Origin of the sequence: Paenibacillus sp. RRE4 (genome assembly GCF_031844205.1) — a bacterium.
GTDB classification, from domain to species: Bacteria; Bacillota; Bacilli; order Paenibacillales; family Paenibacillaceae; genus Paenibacillus; species Paenibacillus xylanexedens_B.
Window position 1 is genome coordinate 2,366,437 of the sequence record NZ_JAUZUT010000001.1, and the last position, 18,789, is coordinate 2,385,225.

The 18,789-nt window shown below is 41.6% G+C and carries 17 protein-coding genes and 1 pseudogene; 17 read left to right on the top strand and 1 reads right to left on the bottom strand.

Translation table 11 applies throughout. The features are described from left to right. Positions 1-67 precede the first annotated feature (67 nt). The 4 genes and pseudogenes from Q9R46_RS10655 to Q9R46_RS10665 all read left to right on the top strand — a co-directional run bounded on the left by Q9R46_RS10655 (position 68) and on the right by Q9R46_RS10665 (position 4,706). Entirely contained in the window at positions 68-964 is an 897-nt protein-coding gene (locus tag Q9R46_RS10655) for a carbohydrate ABC transporter permease (RefSeq protein WP_311280018.1), read from the top strand. Positions 965-1,010: 46 nt separating this feature from the next. Further along, positions 1,011-1,814, top strand: coding sequence for a carbohydrate ABC transporter permease (locus tag Q9R46_RS10660; protein ID WP_311280998.1), 804 nt, complete (start codon positions 1,011-1,013; stop codon positions 1,812-1,814). Between the two features lie 247 nt (positions 1,815-2,061). After that, positions 2,062-2,220: pseudogene (locus Q9R46_RS28565) on the top strand (alpha-N-arabinofuranosidase); the annotation flags it as partial. A 509-nt stretch (positions 2,221-2,729) separates the two neighbouring features. Next, positions 2,730-4,706: a sigma-70 family RNA polymerase sigma factor gene (locus tag Q9R46_RS10665; protein WP_311280019.1), complete on the top strand. Its 1,977-nt coding sequence runs from the start codon at positions 2,730-2,732 to the stop codon at positions 4,704-4,706. A gap of 352 nt (positions 4,707-5,058) precedes the next feature. On the opposite strand, the gene Q9R46_RS10670 is transcribed toward Q9R46_RS10665, so the two are convergent. Then, positions 5,059-5,547: an arsinothricin resistance N-acetyltransferase ArsN1 family A gene (locus Q9R46_RS10670; protein WP_311280020.1), complete on the bottom strand. Its 489-nt coding sequence runs from the start codon at positions 5,545-5,547 to the stop codon at positions 5,059-5,061. Positions 5,548-5,705: 158 nt separating this feature from the next. Here Q9R46_RS10670 and Q9R46_RS10675 point away from each other — a divergent pair, with 158 nt between their 5' ends. The 13 genes from Q9R46_RS10675 to Q9R46_RS10735 all read left to right on the top strand — a co-directional run bounded on the left by Q9R46_RS10675 (position 5,706) and on the right by Q9R46_RS10735 (position 18,703). Next, a complete protein-coding gene (locus Q9R46_RS10675; RefSeq protein ID WP_311280999.1) occupies positions 5,706-6,134 on the top strand; it encodes a MarR family winged helix-turn-helix transcriptional regulator in 429 nt (142 codons plus the stop codon). A gap of 64 nt (positions 6,135-6,198) precedes the next feature. Then, positions 6,199-7,611, top strand: coding sequence for an NAD(P)-binding domain-containing protein (locus Q9R46_RS10680; RefSeq protein WP_311280021.1), 1,413 nt, complete (start codon positions 6,199-6,201; stop codon positions 7,609-7,611). Between the two features lie 79 nt (positions 7,612-7,690). After that, on the top strand, positions 7,691-8,719 hold the full coding sequence (locus Q9R46_RS10685) for a flavin-containing monooxygenase (protein ID WP_311281000.1): 1,029 nt from the start codon (positions 7,691-7,693) through the stop codon (positions 8,717-8,719). A 289-nt stretch (positions 8,720-9,008) separates the two neighbouring features. Next, positions 9,009-9,338: an ArsR/SmtB family transcription factor gene (locus Q9R46_RS10690; protein ID WP_311280022.1), complete on the top strand. Its 330-nt coding sequence runs from the start codon at positions 9,009-9,011 to the stop codon at positions 9,336-9,338. Continuing rightward, positions 9,335-10,777: an arsenic transporter gene (locus tag Q9R46_RS10695; RefSeq protein WP_311280023.1), complete on the top strand. Its 1,443-nt coding sequence runs from the start codon at positions 9,335-9,337 to the stop codon at positions 10,775-10,777. Before Q9R46_RS10690 ends, Q9R46_RS10695 begins: the two co-directional genes overlap by 4 nt. 2 nt (positions 10,778-10,779) lie before the next feature. Next, positions 10,780-11,205, top strand: a complete 426-nt coding sequence (arsC, locus tag Q9R46_RS10700) for an arsenate reductase (thioredoxin) (RefSeq protein ID WP_176475961.1) — start codon at positions 10,780-10,782, stop codon at positions 11,203-11,205. A 1-nt stretch (position 11,206) separates the two neighbouring features. Beyond that, positions 11,207-11,677, top strand: coding sequence for a protein-tyrosine phosphatase family protein (locus Q9R46_RS10705; protein WP_311280024.1), 471 nt, complete (start codon positions 11,207-11,209; stop codon positions 11,675-11,677). A gap of 219 nt (positions 11,678-11,896) precedes the next feature. After that, a complete protein-coding gene (locus Q9R46_RS10710) occupies positions 11,897-13,453 on the top strand; it encodes a spore germination protein (RefSeq protein WP_397386376.1) in 1,557 nt (518 codons plus the stop codon). An 11-nt stretch (positions 13,454-13,464) separates the two neighbouring features. Further along, positions 13,465-14,685, top strand: coding sequence for a Ger(x)C family spore germination protein (locus Q9R46_RS10715; protein ID WP_311280026.1), 1,221 nt, complete (start codon positions 13,465-13,467; stop codon positions 14,683-14,685). 34 nt (positions 14,686-14,719) lie between these two features. Continuing rightward, positions 14,720-15,829: a GerAB/ArcD/ProY family transporter gene (locus Q9R46_RS10720; RefSeq protein ID WP_311280027.1), complete on the top strand. Its 1,110-nt coding sequence runs from the start codon at positions 14,720-14,722 to the stop codon at positions 15,827-15,829. Positions 15,830-16,440: 611 nt separating this feature from the next. After that, a complete protein-coding gene (locus Q9R46_RS10725; protein ID WP_311280028.1) occupies positions 16,441-17,178 on the top strand; it encodes a response regulator transcription factor in 738 nt (245 codons plus the stop codon). Between the two features lie 29 nt (positions 17,179-17,207). Next, on the top strand, positions 17,208-18,047 hold the full coding sequence (locus tag Q9R46_RS10730; RefSeq protein WP_311280029.1) for a sensor histidine kinase: 840 nt from the start codon (positions 17,208-17,210) through the stop codon (positions 18,045-18,047). Positions 18,048-18,049: 2 nt separating this feature from the next. Then, a complete protein-coding gene (locus Q9R46_RS10735) occupies positions 18,050-18,703 on the top strand; it encodes a response regulator (protein ID WP_188591889.1) in 654 nt (217 codons plus the stop codon). The last annotated feature ends 86 nt before the right edge of the window (positions 18,704-18,789 follow it).

The window sequence follows — 18,789 nt, forward strand, 5'->3', positions numbered from 1 at the left end:
TTTGATTAAACCTGTCGCTAGGTATAGTGGTCGGCAGGTTTAACCATAGTCAAGGGAGATTGAGAATATGATAAAGAAATTTGTATACTCTCAAAAAGTTGCACCTTATGTTTTTGTATTACCATTTATACTTATATTTTTAATGTTTTGGTTTTTCCCGCTTATAAATTCATTCGTAATGAGCTTTCAAGATCGGATGTTGGGACAGGATCCTAAATGGATTGGTGAAGCGAATTATTCGAAATTGCTTACAGATAAAGTGTTTTTGATATCTATTAAGAATAGCGTTGTGTACATGTTAGGAACCTTAGTGCTATTAATTCCCTTTCCCATGTTATTCGCCGTTATGATCAACAGTAAGTTAATGAGGGGAAGAGAGTTTTTTAAATCTTCGTTCTTTCTCCCTGCATTGACATCTGTCGCAGTTGCGGGGACCATTTTCCGCCTGACATTCGGTGAAATGGAAGGTTCATTAATGAACAGTTTCCTGGGTCTATTTGGTGTAGAGCCTATTAAATTTTTGAAAGACGGAAGTTGGAGTATGGCAGCACTGTTAATCCTCGCCTGTTGGAGATGGACGGGCGTTAATATGCTGTACTATCTATCGGGTTTGAAAAGCATTGACAATGAATACTATGAGGCTGCTTCAATTGACGGTGCATCTGCTTGGCAGAAGTTTAGAATGATCACAATGCCATTATTGAAGCCGACCACGGTATATGTTACCACAATTAGTGTTTATGCAGGTTTAGCCATGTTTACCGAGAGTCTGATGATGTTCAACGGTAACAAATCACCCCAAAATATTGGTTTAACCATTGTTGGATACCTGTATAGACAAGGGATTGAGCAGAATAAGCTGGGTTACGCGGCTGCAGTTGGTATCATTCTGTTGGTCATTGCTATGGTTATCAATTTAACGCAGTTGAAATTTAGCGGAATGTTCAAAAAGGAGGAGGATTAAAGTGGGCAGAAGTCAGACGAGGAGTGATTCCATCTCTAGAATAGTAATGATTGGTTTCTTCATTATACTATTCGTTATCATTATGATTCCATTCTATGCAGTGGCCCTATCTTCCTTTAAACCAGGTGAATCATTAATTAGATATGGTCTTAACCTACGTTTGGATTTTGAAATCATGAGTTTTGATAATTTCATCTATCTTTTTACTGGAGAACATGATTATTTTGTTTGGTTTTGGAATAGTATGATTTTAACCATCGTTCAAGTGGTTTTAACACTTTTTGTAAGCGCATTTGTTGCATATGGTTTTGCAGCTTATCATTTTAAAGGTAAGAACTTCCTCTTTATATGTGTTTTGCTCATTATGATGGTGCCTTTCGAAATACTGCTGGTTCCTTTGTACAGTCTAATTAATGATCTGGGAATGGTGAATAGCTATTCGGCAATCATTCTGCCCGGTATAGCCAATGCCGCGACCATATTTTTCTTCAGGCAATATCTACGAAGCATACCCAAAGAGATTATTCAATCTGGGCGGGTTGATGGTGCAAACGAGTATGCGATTTATTTCAGACTAATTATGCCGATTATGAAGCCATCCTTTGCGGCAATGGCCATTTTGAATGGTATGAATAGCTGGAATAATCTATTGTGGCCATTCATGGTGCTCGGAGATCAGAGTAAATATACACTTCCAATCGGTTTGAAAACGTTATTAACACCTTATGGCAATAACTATGACCTGTTAATCGTAGGCTCCTTTTTCTCCATCATCCCAATTTTCATACTGTTCATTGCTTTTCAGAAATATTTCATAGACGGTATGACTGCAGGTGCTGTTAAAGGGTAGTATATATTATGAAACAGGTAATACGATGGAAATCCAACAACGAGCATCACAAGACAGAAACGAATGAAGGGTTCTTCGACCATCGGACGTGCTAAAGAATGAAAATGTCAATCCGCTCCAAGGCCGTTGGATGGAAAGAGGGCAGGTCCGTACCGAATGGGAAAGCTAGCCCTCTATGCTACCTCATGGAGCAAGTCGCAAACAGCGGCTCTCTCTACAGATGAAAGTATATCAATATATGATGCTATATGCTCCCGGTCATAATTCCTTCCCGGTGTCAGAGGACGAAAAAGAGACGCTATTTGTGTTTCACACAAGAACGTACAAGAACATTATAGGAGACCCGCTGTACGATCCGAATCGCCATACATTCGTGACAGCGCTTTTGTGGACGGCTGACGGCTGACCCGATTTTCGCGGCTCTGTTGCAGCACTTGCATGTTCTTTACAATGAACGAGTGTCCAACAAGGCTGATTGATCGATTAGAGTTCGTTTATCCAACTTCCTAAAGAGAGACAAGAAGAACATCGAAGGCACCCTAATTAGGTACAGTGTGCCTTCGATGTCGCTCTATAGATAATACGCCAAACTGTACCATAAGTAGGGGAATTGTAGTTTATTAGTATATCGTTTTGACGTTAATGTGTGGGAACACGAGAGATTCTTTATGTGAGTAGATGTCGAAGGACAAGAACATATTTCCATTGAAGTCGCAATTTTAGCGGCTTCTTTATTTTATCGGTACAAGCTCTTGTCCCAAACTAAGGAAAAGAACTTGTACCGATTCCCGATTAGGTGTATATCTAAATGTACTGACAGCAAAGAAAATAAATTAAGCCAAGTAAAAGAATAATTCTACATAATAAAATCCAAATCCCCGAGTTAGCTGTCTGTATAACAGGAGGTGAACGACAATGATAGATGCAAAGCAACAAATCAAGGCCGCACAAAACGGAGATCACGATGCCTTCGTTTCTCTTATAAAGGATCGAACGGATAAGCTGCACCGAGTGGCTCGCCATTATGTACGGGAGTCCAAAGATGCGGAGGATATCGTTCAGGATGCCCTGGTTAAGGCTTATGAGTCACTGCACACACTGCAGCAAGCCGAAGCGTTTGAGAGTTGGCTTACCAGAATTGTGGTGAACCGGGCGCTCAATCATTTGGAGAAATCCAAGCGTGTTCACCTGAGCGAAGACCCGCTGGCACAAGAGCCATTGGTCGTTAATGATATCGATCAGGCCCTGGATCTGGAGCGTGCATTGGCCAGTCTGAATCCGAAGCTGCGTCAGCTCCTGTTTTTAAAATATAAGAAGGACCTGACCCAGCAGCAAATCGCCCATCTCCTGAATATGCCTTTAGGTACTGTAAAAACACAATTACGGAAGGGGCTGGAACATTTGCGCAACGAAATGGCTCAAGATTTTCTCGAACGAGACTTGGATACATTACGCCTGCAGTTAAGACAACAAGCAGAGCACCAGTTTGCCGTTTCACCGGATTATGATCTGATCGTCAATGACTATCAAGAGAATACCATGAGAGGAACTGGGAAGGGCGAAGCGGGATTCTTATGGGTTAAAACGGGGAGTGATGACGCCGTTTCTGCTACGCTCTCCAAGGACGGCAACTTGATAGAGTATTCCATTTCCTGGGCCTCATTGGACAACGAGACACAGCTATCTGAGGAGAAGCTCCAACAGCAGGCAGAGCAATTCCTGGAAGATCATTATCCCGGCGCACTGCGTGACTTTCCGTATTGTGAGATGGAGTGGATGGAAGGGATGTTCGGGTACACACGACAGCAGAAGGCGATGGGGCTGCCACTTCCTGAGACGGGATGCCTGATTATGGTTCACCCCAGCGGTCGCGTGGTCGGATTTAGGTACTACGGAACCGTTACAGGGCCTGCCCTCCCAACCATGATTACACCAGAAGAGGAACAGATGGCGTATATGATGGCGAATTTTTTGCTACATGTGGAATATTGCAAATTGGATAAAGCCGTGTACACGGATGGTGACGATCAGGTCCATCTTGTTTACGCCCCCCGAAGTAGAGGACTAATCTATACTGCATCATCACAGGAGGAAATTCCGACAGCCTATAGGGCAGAAGCTGTCCCCTCTGACCCAAGAACTCTGGACGAGTGGCCAGGTGAGTCCCCGCTCGCACGAAGCCTAGAAGAGTGGATTGGGGTAGACAACGACCAATTTCAGTTAGTACAAGACGACAATATTGACTCGGACACCAAGTTGATGGTATGGAAGCAACAGAATCAAGAACGTCCAGCCAAGAATGACCGGTCTTGGAATGCCTATTGGGCCGATCAGATGGAGGGAGCGGTCAAAGCGCGAGTAGACAGCAAAACCGGACAACTGATTGACTTTGTTTCGCATGGTAAGCCAGATCAACTAGCTCCATTAACCTGGGATCGAGAGGCATGTATAGAAGTAGATATGGACTATATCCGAGGATTAGCAGCGGAAATGTTGCCGTATCTCAAGCTTCTAACTGAAGAGACCGATGACGAAGATCGTTTGGAGATCATTCGCTTTGGTGTATATGTTCAAGACGTATCTGTCAGGGATGAATGCTATCAACTAGCTGTTGACCGCTCTAATGGTAGGGTCAAAAGTTTGATGGCCCCCTCCATAAAGCCTGAACAGTTAAAGAAACTGGAGACCGTAGCTTCATTTGATTCCCAGACAGCTATCCTCCGATGGACGGCTCAGGCCAAGCTGCGTCTGCAATGGGAACGGATGCACAATGCTAGGACGGAAGAAGCCCCGTACAAACTAGTATATCGAATGATTGGTAACGAGCACGAGCGGACGCCCGAAGTGCTTGATGCGCATACGGGGAAGTTATACGAGAATACTTTTTACTAAATTACTAACAAAAAAAAGATCTAGCCCGACTGTTTACTATGCGGTTACGACAATGGGACATGGTGCAGGCTGGGGCTGAGATATTGCAATTACTCGCTAAAGCTTTCCTTCAGGGGAAGCTTTTTCTTAATTGGACAATTGGGAATATTCACCACTGTAGAATGACATAAAGTCGCCAACTAAGAAACTCCTTATAAAACAAGTTTTTTTAGGACAAGAACATGTTCTTATTACCGATTAGACGTATATCTAAGTGAAGTCTTGCCCTTCAATACATTATACTAACGTTTAATGTATCGTGTTCAAGTAATTCGAAAACCTAGTATTCTAAAATCAATACAGCTCGCGATACTTATAATAATTTTTCCATAGCCATCACATCTACAAATTTCCCTTCTAAAACGCCTTGATTCTGAAATACACCTACTTCTCGGTATCCAGCTTTATGATATAAGCTCTGACCTAGCGTATTAAATGGAAAGGTGAAAAGAACAAACTTATAAAAGTTATTCTGCTTACCGATTTCCTCTAATTTCTGAAGTAACTGTTTTCCAACCCCTTTGCCACGATGATCACGGTAAATATAAATGGAGAGGTCACCGACACCGTCATACGCGCTTCTTGGGTTATACGTATTGATAGAAGCCCATCCGACCACTTGATCGTTCTGTTCGGCTACAAGTACCGAGTAACGGCCCTGGTGCTTATTAAACCATTCAGACATGTAAGCTTCATCTTTTATATCTGTTTCTAGCGTGGCAATCCGATCTTCAATACCTTGGTTATAGATAGTTAGAATGCTTCCCAGATCCACTTCAGTAGCATGCCGTACAATTATCATGTTGGTCACTCCTACGTTTTGGTTTGTATATGTTTATATATCATAATGTTATCCAAAATGGGAAGGGGGACAGAAAATAAAAAAACATTTGCATTTTGCAAATAATGAGGGTATAACTATAACAAGAGGTGAGGTCATTGGAAAACAACGTAAGAGAGATGTTTCAGATCATGACACGGCGTTTTGGATTATTGGATAAAAACTGTTGCACCGCTGGAGGCCTAGATATTTCGCTTGTTCAAAGTCACATCATTTTTGAAATTGATCGTAAGCATAATCCATCCATTCAGCAAGTGGCAGATGCACTCTCCATTGACATCACGACGTTTAGCCGCCAGGTTCAAAGTCTCGTAAAGTTGGGTTTGGTTCAAAAAACGCCCTTACCTGAAGATCGACGGATTTACATACTATCCTTGACTACACAAGGTAAGTTTGTTGCTACAGTCATTGATGAGCAGATGAATGATTATTTAAAAGAAGTCTTTTCGCATATGTCTGAGTTTGAACGGGATATGGTCATTAACGCCGTCAAACTGCTAAACGAAAGTATGGCGAAATCCAGCGTATGCTGTACACCACTGGGATAATACTTATCCCATTTATTTAATATAATACTTGCAAAATACAACTAATTATGAGGAGGAAACTAAAATGATTAAACTTATCCCTGTGAACCAAGTGAGCTGCTGCGAAGCACCAGTACAAGAGAAGGGCAAATTACCTGTTGCGATTATTGGAGCTGGACCGGTTGGTCTTGCGGCAGCCGCACAACTCATTTCAAAAGGTGAGTCGTTTATGTTGTTTGAAGCTAGAGATGAAGTGGGGGCAAACATTCGCAAATGGGAACATGTACGACTGTTTTCGCCTTGGCAATATAACATCGATAAAGCTGCTAAAGAGTTGCTGCTAAAGACGAATTGGGTTGCTCCACAAAACGAAAAGATCCCAACGGGTAAGGAAATTGTTGAGCATTATCTAAAACCTTTGGCTGCGCTGCCTGAATTAAGTCCAAATGTGCATTTGAATACGAAAGTTACTGCGATCAGTCGCAAAGGGTTAAGCAAAGTGAAAACAAGTGGACGTGAGAAACTACCGTTTGTGATCCATGTTGAACAAAACGGATCTTCGTTTATTTATGAAGCGCGGGCTGTTATCGATGCAACGGGGACATGGTCCAATCCTAACCCGCTTCGTTCAGACGGTATATTTTCTGAAGAGGAAAAAGCCCTTGATAGTCACATTTCATATGGTATTCCTGCGGTATTAGGAAAAGAGAGAAATCGGTATAGCGGCAAGAAGGTGCTTGTTGTTGGAAGCGGACATTCTGCGATTAACACGTTGCTTGAACTTGTAGAGCTTCAAAAAGAAGAATCAGGAACTGAGATTGTGTGGGCTGTTCGCAAAGCAAATATCGAGGATGTTTATGGCGGACGAGAACTAGATGGGCTTCAGGCAAGGGGGGAACTGGGTACTCGAATTCAAAAAGTGGTTGAATCCGGTGCCGTAAAGGTCCTAACGGCATTCCATATTGAAAAACTTCAAAAACAAGGTGAACAGATCCAGGTTTCCGGAACCATTAAAGATGAACAAGTGGTTATTGATCACATCGATGAAATTGTAGGTAACATAGGTTCTCGCCCTGACTTATCGATGGTGCGAGAAGTACGGGTATTAACGGACCCAAGCTTAGAATGTGTTTATGAGCTTGCGCCATTAATTGATCCCAATGTACACAGCTGCGGTACAGTTCGACCACATGGCGAAAAAGAACTACGACAACCAGAAAAGGACTTTTATATCGTAGGTGCCAAAAGTTATGGGCGAGCGCCAACTTTCTTAATGGCAACAGGGTATGAGCAAGTCAGATCCATTGTAGCTGCATTAGTGGGAGATATGGAGTCAGCACAAAAAGTAGAACTGGAACTGCCGGAGACGGGGGTTTGTAGTTTAGGTGCGAGTAGCGCGGACAGCTGCTGTGAACCGGCTCAGGTGAAGGAAGCATCTTCGGATTGCTGCTCACCTTCAAAAACGGAAAAAGCAGGATCAAATTCCTGCTGCGGATAATCAAGAATTCAGCGCTACTGCATCACAATCGTGATGCAGTAGCTTTTTATAGAAGGAGGGAGAAAATAAATTGAAAAACATGATTTATGATTGCGTCGTTATTGGTGGTGGTCAATCCGGTTTGGCAGCAGCCTATTACTTACAGGAAGCTAAACGGAACTTTATCATCCTTGAAAAAAGTGAAGAGCATTTAGGATCATGGGCAAATTACTATGATAGCTTAACGTTGTTCTCACCTGCACCGTATTCCTCATTGCCAGGACTCCCATTTCCAGGCGGTGCACATGTTTATCCGCGCAGAGATGAGGTTGTTCGATACTTAAAGTCTTATGCAGCTACATACAATTTTCCAATACACTCAGGGCAAGAAGTAATCAAAGTGGATAAGGAAAGTAATATCTATACAGTCCGTACCTCAAGGGGAGAACAGTTTTGTACACGGTCCATCATTTGTGCAAGCGGGGCATTCGTAAATCCTCATATTCCAGACATTCCTGGCATGCATGAATTTAAGGGGGAGATGCTTCATGCGAAGGACTACCGAAATGAGAAAGAGTTTAAAAACAAACGGATCATTGTTGTTGGAGGCGGAAACTCGGCGATCCAAATAGCGGTTGAACTTGCTAGGACGGCGCATGTAACGATTGCATCCAGAAGCCCGATTAAATTCAAGCCGCAGGTCATTGCAGGGAAAGATATTCACTTTTGGCTAACCATACTTAGGCTTGATCAATCCAATTGGGGCAAACGATTATTACAAAAAAGCAGTGATGGTGTCCTTGATACCGGTATATATAAAAATGCTATGGATCAAGGTAAACCCGATGCCAAACTGATGTTTAAAGCGTTTACGGAAAATGGGATAGTGTGGGCAGATGAGACTCGTGAAAATGTGGATACCGTTATTTTTGCGACAGGGTATATTCCGAATTTCGAATATCTTAGTGGATTGAACATTCTTGACTCATCAGGTGTACCTTTAAAACAAAGCGATGAAAGAATTCATTTTGTAGGTATACCGTGGCAGACCTCTTTTGCTTCTGCGACGATTCGAGGCTCAGGGAAAGATGCGAAAAAAGCTGTGCAATCGCTTGTGAAAAGATTGTGAGCTAACGAATCTCAGGAGGGTGTTATAATTGGTGATTAAAACTATTCTTGAGGTAGATCAAGGTGGAGTCATTGAGTATCAAACGAAGGATATAGTTAAGATGCAAGACGGTCATTATTTTATCAAGTCAACATGTGAATTTTTAGTTCGAGAGTAAGGTCAGTAATCTTTATTGCCGACTTTTTTGGTGCCCTAAACTTCCTTATATTCGTCATTGCTTATATAAGTGATTTATTATATGCTTATATCATTAAATGAAGCCGACAAGATCAATCACAGGGGGGTACATATGGAACAAAACATTCAGGAGATGGCTGAGGCGTATAAGTTATTAGCTGATAAAACACGTTTGACCATCATTGCGCTACTTCAGGAACAGGAACTTTGTGTATGCGATATCACAGACATTATTGGCATGTCACAACCAAACGCCAGTCAGCATCTTCGAAAACTAAAGGCAGCCGGTCTCCTTAATGAAAAGAAAAAAGGGCAGTGGGTGTACTACTCTCTTAATCCAGATGCAGAAGCATATGTTCAGTGTGTGTATCCGTATCTGCCATCCATGAAAGATAAAATAGCAGGATTGAATAACTGCTGCGGTCCTCAGGAGGAAGCATGACCATTATCGCGATATTAATCTTTTTGCTTACACTGAGTTTTGTGATTTGGCAACCTATGGGGCTTAATATTGGATGGTCAGCGTCAGCTGGAGCTGTCCTTGCACTTCTTTTTGGAGTAGTGAGTCTATCCGATGTAGGTACGGTCACAGGAATCGTATGGAACGCCACGCTTGCTTTTGTAGCTATTATTTTAATTTCACTGATATTAGATGAAATCGGATTTTTTGAATGGGCCGCTCTACACATGGCAAGGCTCGCAAGAGGTAATGGCAAGCTGATGTTCGTTTATGTTGTGCTTCTTGGAGCAGGAGTAGCAGCGTTCTTTGCAAATGACGGTGCCGCACTGATCTTAACGCCTATTGTGCTTGCAATGGTCCGAGCGCTCAAATTTGATCCAAAGATGATTTTACCTTTTATCATCGCAAGTGGCTTTATTGCAGATACAACTTCACTTCCGCTTGTCGTGAGTAACCTCGTCAATATCGTTTCTGCCGATTACTTTGGTATTGGCTTTGTGGAGTATGCAAGTCGTATGATTGTTCCGAATTTCTTTTCAATATTGGCAAGCCTTCTGGTCCTGTTCTTGTTCTTTAGAAAGAGTATTCCAGGGAACTACGAAGTCAGTCAGCTCAAAAAGCCAGCCGAAGCGATCAAGGATAAGAAACTGTTCAACATATCTTGGGTGATCTTAGCCGTGCTGCTGGTAGCGTACTTGATGAGCGAGTTCATTCAAGTTCCGGTGTCTGTTATCGCTGGTGTTATAGCGGTGTTGTTTATTTTAGCTGCAAGGCGGAGTCACGCTATTCAAACCTGGAAGCTCATTAAAGGGGCTCCATGGGCAGTCGTGATTTTCTCCATTGGTATGTACGTTGTCGTTTATGGACTGCGAAATGTAGGATTGACGGACGAACTTGGCAAGGTCATTCAAGCTATTGCGGACCAGGGGCTCTACATCTCCACACTTGGTATGGGCTTTCTAGCTGCAGTATTGTCTTCGGTTATGAACAATATGCCGACGGTGATGATTGATGCGCTTGCTATTGATGGAACCAGCACGCAGGGTGTCATCCGGGAATCACTGATTTATGCCAATATTATCGGCAGTGACTTGGGTCCAAAAATCACACCGATTGGATCGCTCGCCACACTTTTGTGGCTACATGTACTGTCCCGCAAAGATGTAAAAATCACGTGGAGTAGTTATTTCAAAATCGGGATTGTGCTCACCATCCCAACGCTCTTTATCACGTTAACAGGACTGTATCTGTGGCTATACCTGATTCATTCAACAAATATAAACGTTTGGTTAATGATTGCCGTAATCACAGTAGCATTGGTTGTTATTGCTATGGTCATAAAAACGTTGATTAACTCAAAATCAAAAATGAGTGAAGCCAAAATACAAGTAAGCCATACCAAAGATAAAGGAGATCAATAATCATGAACAACAAACCACTTGTTTACTTTTTGTGTACAGGAAACTCTTGCAGAAGCCAAATCGCCGATGGATTTTTAAAAGCACTTGGTAGTGACAAATATGAGGTGAGAAGTGCAGGATTAGAGGCGCATGGCTTAAATCCTCGTGCGGTTCAAACGATGAAAGAAGCTGGAATCGATATTTCGAGTCATACATCCGATGTAATTGATCCTGAGATTTTAAAACAAGCAGACTACATCATCACGCTTTGTGGTCATGCCAACGATAATTGTCCCGTTGTACGTAATGACAAAGCTGAAAGATGGCACTGGGGCTTCGATGATCCAGCCAAGGCGACAGGTACAGAGGAAGAAATCACAGCTACATTCGCTGAGGTCCGCGATTCAATTAAAGCTCGAATCGAGCAGTTCTTGAAAGAAGGTAAGTAAAATGGATCATGCCGAAAAGAAATACCATGCACTTATTGCTGAACAAGTTTTTATGGGCGGAGCTGCCGATGTAAAGGCAATGGTTCTTAACGAAGGCATTGAAGTCGTGGTGGATCTTAGGGAAGAAGCAACAGAGTGCGCGTACCCAGCAGATCATGTGAAGTGGGTGAAGATTCCACTTGATGACGATACGAAAGAACATGAAGCCGAGCTTTTTAAACAAGCCATTCATGAGGTTGTTGGAGCATATAATGCCGACAAGAAGGTTGCCTTTCATTGTGGTGGAGGCAAGGGTAGAACGGGAACTGTTGCAGCTGGCTTTCTATTAGAGCTAGGGTTAGCCAATTCAATAGAGGATGCTGAACTGAAGGCAAAAGGCATTAGAAGTATCATTAATATTAAACCGGTGCAAAAGAGCTTGTTAAAGAAGTTATACACTAATAGGAATTTTAATCATCAAGCTAATGATTAATAAGACAAAAGGAGCCGATCATATGATCGGCTCCTTTTGTCTTATTAAAGTGTTGAATCGAATTACGATGCTCTGAACCATGAGGTTAATGTGTATAAATATGAACAAATATTAGCATATTACTTTTTGACTGATAATTTGAGGGGAAGATTTCATGTGACTCGAAAGTTTACAAGTTGGCTATTGAAGAAACCATCAACAACCAATACGTCGAATAAAATTTCTGATCATGTCAAAACCAAAAATAGATCCGAGTCATCCCGGAGATTGAGTTTCTCATTAAAAGATAACCTGGATCTACTAAAGATGAGACTGGGACATAGTACTGATTTCGTGCTCCGAAGTTGGAATACACATACGGGAAATTCAATAGTAGCTGTAAGTTATATTAATGGTTTGATTGATCAGCAAGTTTTGACAATATTCTTGGAAGATCTAACAGAAGCCATTCAAAATGGTTTCATATCAGAGAAGAATACTGAAAGTTGGATGGAGAATTATACGCCTATCGGTAAAATAATATCTCTAAACAATGAAGAAGAGCTAATGAATGGCATTTTAAATGGGCAGGTTGCAATTCTGGTTGATTGCAGCTCGAGAGGTTTTCTAGCCTCCATCAGTGGTGGTGCTAAAAGAGCTGTTGAAGAGCCCACGTCACAAACGGTACTCAGAGGACCTAAAGAAGGATTTACCGAAGATATTTCCACTAATATATCGCTTCTCCGAAGAAAGATTAAGTCAGCTGACCTTCATATTGACTCAAGAAATATTGGAGATTATACGCAAACAAAAGTATCGGTAGCTTACATTAAGGGAATCGCGAATCCGAATGTCGTAGAGGAAATATCCAGACGTTTGGGTTCTATTAGAACCGATAGTATTTTAGAAAGCGGATATATTGAAGAATATATCCAAGACGGTGTTTGGTCACGATTTCCCACCATGTTTAATACAGAACGGCCAGATGCAGTTGCAGGCAGTCTATTAGAAGGACAAGTGGCCATCTTGATTGACGGGACTCCCTTTGTATTAATCGCGCCTGTGACATTTTTTCATTTTATTGTATCCAGTGAAGATTACTATCAACGTTATGACTTGGCAACATTTCTTCGCTTCATCCGTATCGCTTCATTCTTCGTCGCACTTTTGTTGCCATCCTTATTTATTGCCACAACCACATTTCATCAGGAAATGTTACCTACAACACTTCTGGTTACCATCGCAGCTCAAAGGGAAAATACACCTTTACCAGCGCTTCTTGAAGCAATCACGATGGAGCTCATCTTCGAAGTTATTCGAGAAGCAGGAATACGAATGCCCCGTGCAATCGGACCAGCGATCTCCATTGTAGGGGCTCTAGTTCTGGGACAAGCCGCGGTTCAGGCTGGTTTAGTTTCTGCGGCTATGGTCATTGTAGTATCCTTTACAGCTATCAGCAATTTTGTGCTGCCTGCAATCAACATAGCTGGGTCTATCCGTTTGCTTCGGTTTGCACTAATGCTGCTGGCAGGCAGCTTCGGTTTATATGGAGTATTGGCAGGAATTATTCCCATGATGGTGCGACTGGTGGCCTTGGAGTCGTTTGGTGTACCTTATATGATGCCACTTGCACCTTTCAATAAAAGTAGTATGAAGGATCTATTTATACGTGTGCCTTGGTGGAAAATGAAGAAAAGACCAGCCATGATTGTTGATTCCAATGAAATCAGGCAATCAACTGAACAGAAATCATTTGCTGAAGAGGCAGGGGAACTTGGTCGTGACCCTATGTCCTAAGGAGGGAACAGATGGTACGTTCAATAAAGTATATCCTGCTCTTCATAATGTTATTTGTTCTGACAGGCTGCTGGAACAGGATCGAGCTTAATGAGTTATGGGTTACATCAGCTACAGGAGTAGACGCAACGGATGATGGTCATTTTCTCCTGTCCTATCAAATCATTGTTCCATCAGCTATTGCTCTCGGTACAGGAGGGGCATCAGGAGGGGCCTCTCAGCCGGCATCTCATGTATTTTCTATGAAGGCAAAAACCTTCAATCAAGCTCTATCTTACAGCCATATGGAGTCCTCACGTCGTATATATTTAGGACATAATCGAGTGATATACATTGGAAAAAAAGCTGCCGAGAATGGATTGGCGAATCTAATCGATTTTTATATACGCAATACAGAAGCAAGGGAATTGGTGAGCATTGTAATAATCGATGGTCTTGCTTCTGACATGATAAAAAAATTGTTACCACCTGACAAGCTCCAGGGAGCTGCCGTATATAGCTTGATAGAGAATGAGAAGGAATTATTCTCCGTGTATCCTAACGTTCGAATATACGATTTGGTATTGAGTATGAACTCTGATTCAAAATCAATCGGCATACCCGTTGCTGGCCTGATCGGGGATAAGGAGCATAAAACTGAGCAGGAAGCTGAAAACTTGGATGTGTTTAAGAAAACTTCAAGTCCCTTGAAATTTCAGTTAACAAAGTTAGCCGTTATTCAGAATGGCAAACTTAAAGGTTTTCTTAATGAAGAAGAAAGCTTGGGAGTATCTTATCTCACGAATAAGATTAAAAAAACTGAGATTTCATATCCCTGCTCTGAACAATCTGGTGAAAAAATGTATTCCTCCTTAAAAGTTCATTCGGCAAAAACAAAGCTTAAAGCTGATAAGTCAGGAGATCATTACACAATGCATGTGAATGTGAAGGTCGATGGAACTTTAATGGAATTAGTGTGTCCACAAGATGTTTCTGATGTTAAGACAGTTAGAAATTTGGAAGCTGAAATATCTAAGGAAGTATACAGAATTATCACAAAAGGTTGGAGCAGGCTTCAGTCACTAGGGATTGATGTTGTGGGGTTCGCTGATCGGATTCATCGTAAATTCCCTGAAGAGTGGAAAAACGTAAAGGGAGATTGGGGCAAAGAATTTAAAAAGATGGAACTTGATATTCAGGTAAATACACAAATTCAGCGCCCAGGTCTACAGTTAAAGCATATGGATCGGTAAATCTAATTAGGGATTCGAAGAAAGGACTTTATATATGAGCAAAACGGTTGCCAGCGTATCCGGAGTGGCCATCGCATTTTCCTTGTTTCAAGTTGGTAGCTCAACTTTATTTTTATTAGGCGCCCCAGCCAGGCAGGATGCCTGGTTGGCTATGCTAATCGGAGCACTCGGTGGTTTCGTTTTGCTTACCATGTATCTTCTCATACACAAGCTAGAACCCCAGCAGGATTTATTTGAACTTCTACGTCATTATTGGGGAAAATGGCTGGGTACGTTGGGAGGACTTCTGTTCATTGGTTATTTTTCTTATGAAGCTTCCAGAACAGCTAGAGATATAGGTGAGCTCGGTACGTTGACATTGTTAAATCAAACGCCTACAGCAGTAGTTATTTTTATTGCAATCGTTGTCTGTGCTGATGTCGTATGGTTCGGCCCGAGGGTCTGGTTTCTCTTATGCCACTTATTTCTGCTAATGATGGTGCTTGGTTATGGTGCAATCCTGATATTAGTTTCGTTTAGGGGACTAATTCACATTGAATTTCTGTTTCCTATATTGGAGAACGGTTTGAGTCCCGTATTGAAGGCGGCCATACCTGATATTATTTCATTCCCATTTGGACAAACGATACTTTTCCTAGTCCTGTTTAAATTTATTAGTGATAAGCGAAAACTAAAGCGCTCCATTATGATTGTATATTGGATCACTGCTGTATTTTTGATGATCGTAAATGAACTGTCTATCCTTATTCTCGGCCCGGAGTTTGCAAACTCAAGTACTTATCCGTTATTTGAAGTAACTCAGCTTATAGAGGTTCCTAATATCATCGAACGAGCAGATGTTTTATTTGCAATGATTTTATTTACTGGAACGGGTATAAAAACAGCCGGGTTTATGTTTGGCGCTGTCATTGGGTTACAGACCGTAACTCCCCTTAGATACAAGCCCTCATTAATTTTGCTGAGCATAATAATATATGCTCTAACATTTCTTTCACCGAGGCTAACCGATTTTTTGTGGTTTGGTCTCAATGTAGCTTTAGTTCGAATTTGGCCAATTTTCCAAATTATTATTCCCGTTCTCCTTTTCCTAACAATGTTGTTGCGAAAGAAAAAGCGAGAATTAGTGAAATCAAATTGTAGCTGACCCTGTACAGCGGCACGTAAAGAAAAGATACCTTATGTCTGGATACTCGTGCATAAGGGTTTCCTTTTTTAATAGTGAAAAAAGGAGGTTGAATTGCTGTGAAGAGCACATTTAAAAGAAATAGTACAACTTTGCTGAGAAAAGTTCCAACGAATATCACCATCCAGAAAATGAAGAAGTGTCGTCTGATAAATACTTTGAGGAACAATGTTCTTGTCCTCAGATGTCGAGGGACAAGAACAGACGCTATTTTAGCGGCTTTTTCGTTTTTACCATGTTAAGATTCCAAAGTCAGCGAGACTCGTCTAGTTAGACAGCACTGATGCACATATCGTACTGGCTCAGAAAAAACATGGCGAATTGATCTATATTATCTGATGCTATAAGAGTGCTCCCCATGATCTCATTGATCATGGGGAGTACTTTTTTTCCATCCGATAACTTAATAGAAATATAAGTGAACAGATTCATGATTTGTCTACATTTTAGTGATTTCATTTCTTCGAATAGCCCAGCAGAGCCATTCAACTCAAATACATATGAGGTTATGCTTAATCATATGTAAGAATCTGCTTTGCAGCTCTGTGGAGATGGAGGGGTGACGATTAATCATGTCCGTAAAAAAAATTCTAATAGTAGATGATGAAGCTAGGATACGAATGTTACTCAAGAAATACTTCGAGAAGGAAGGCTTCGTTGTCGATGAAGCTGCAAGTGGCGGACAAGCCATCCATTGTTACAACATGAACCATGGACATTATGATTTGGTTATATTGGATTGGTCGCTACCTGATATAAGCGGTCTAGAGATATGTAGATATATGAGATTTAACAATGACTCCATCCCCATTGTTATGTTATCGGGTCGTACGGAAGAAAAAGACCGTATTGAAGGCTTTAAGGCAGGTGCCGATGACTATATTTCCAAACCTTTTAGCCCAAGGGAGGTTTTACTTCGTATCCAAGCCATTATAGGTCGAGTCCAAGGCGTGCGCTTGAACGATCTCATAGCCTCATCAGGCAATGAAATTCTGATCTCAGAAATTCTGATCCAACCCACAAGTAGGCGAGTGATGGTTCAAAGTAACGAAGTTCATCTCACCCCTAAAGAATATGACTTGCTATATTTTTTGGTCACCAACCAGGAGAAGGCGTTTTCCAGAGAAGAGTTGCTCAGAGAAGTATGGAAGTCATCCCGCCAGCAAATTTATGATCAACGGACGGTTGATACGCATATCAAACGATTACGTGAGAAATTGTTTTCCAATCATGCTGACGGCAATAAATTTATTCAAACGTTGTGGGGATATGGGTACCGCTTTTGCAGCCATGAACGACTTTTCTCTTAACATGTACACAAGATTGTGAGGAATTAATTATGTCATATAAACAGATTAAATGGATGATTCTCTTTATTCCAACGATCACCGTGGCGATATGGGAATATGTTAGACATCAATTTTTACTTCCCTATATCTCCATGGATTTGGGCAACTGGCTAACACCTGTTTTGGTATATATTGTTAGTATCACACTGTTGACCAGGCTCTTTCAAATGCTTGAAAGAATCCAAAAGGAATTGGAAAACGCACGTTCTGCCAAAGCCGCGCTTGAAGCACGAGAAGAGTTAGCGAGAGAGCTCCATGATGGGATTGCACAATCTCTATTTTTGTTATCCGTTAAAGCCGAAAAGCTTGAATCCGGTAACGATATGAAGCAGCAAGAACAAAACGTTTTGTCTATTCGTAAAACGATACATGAAGTTAATCGCTATGTCAGACAAGCCATCACAAATCTTCGACTTGATCGTGACGAGACAGCAGATGGAAATCAAAACTCACCATCACTGGTGAAGCAAGTACATGCGATTTCCAAAGATATTCGTACACCCATCCAGATTCGCTGGGAACTGGAGGATCATCGTCAGACGGATAAAGAACAAATAGAATTACTAGCTTGTATACGCGAGGCACTCATTAATATGGATAAATACGCGTTAGCAACCGAGGGCTCCATAAAGGCCATCGGCATGAGTCACAGCTGGAAAATCACTATATCAGACAATGGTAAAGGGTTTGAGGGTGATCCGTTTGTAAAGAAAAATAAATTTGGCTTACGAATTATGAAGGAGCGTTGTCACGAGATGGGTTGGATCATGAACATGTATCGTAAGGATGGAAGAACCATCGTCGAGATTCAAAAAGGGGGATTGATATGACAATGACTCCAACAAGAGTACTGGTTGTGGATGATCACGCCCATGCAAGGGAGGCCATTCGTGAAATTTTGAGCCTGGACAATCATTTTGAAATTATTGGTGAGGTAAACAACGGACAAGCAGCGATTGATTTCATGGAAAAGTGGCTTCCCGATCTCATTTTAATGGATATTCAAATGCCCATTATGGACGGACTCGAAGCAACGCGGAGAATCAAGCTCGGTTTTCCCTATGTGAAAATAGTCATGATTACGGTTTCGGATGATATGATTCATCTACTTGAAGCGCTAAAAAGAGGAGCACAAGGATATCTGCTCAAAAATTTGGAACCCACGACATGGCTTGAATATCTGCATTCCATCATTAATGAGGAAGCCCCCATGTCCAGAGATGTTGCCTATCAGATCCTGAAGGAAGTCAATGTAACAGAAAAGAAGAAAACCGAAGTTAAGCTGACGACCCGAGAACTGGATATTTTATATGGGGTGGCTGAAGGATGGACGAACAAAGAAATTGCAGGGAAATATGACATATCCGAATACACCGTGAAGAACCACTTGAAAAATATTTTACAGAAGCTACAGTTACAAAATCGGGTGCAATTAACACGTTACGCTCTTGAGCAAGGACTGGTTTGGAATACGAACAGACAATAGGTGTGAGCTTCATTGTTATTTCATTCATTGTTAGTTTTTCTTCTCACTTAGCTAAAAAATAGCTCAGTTGAGGCATATATTTATTC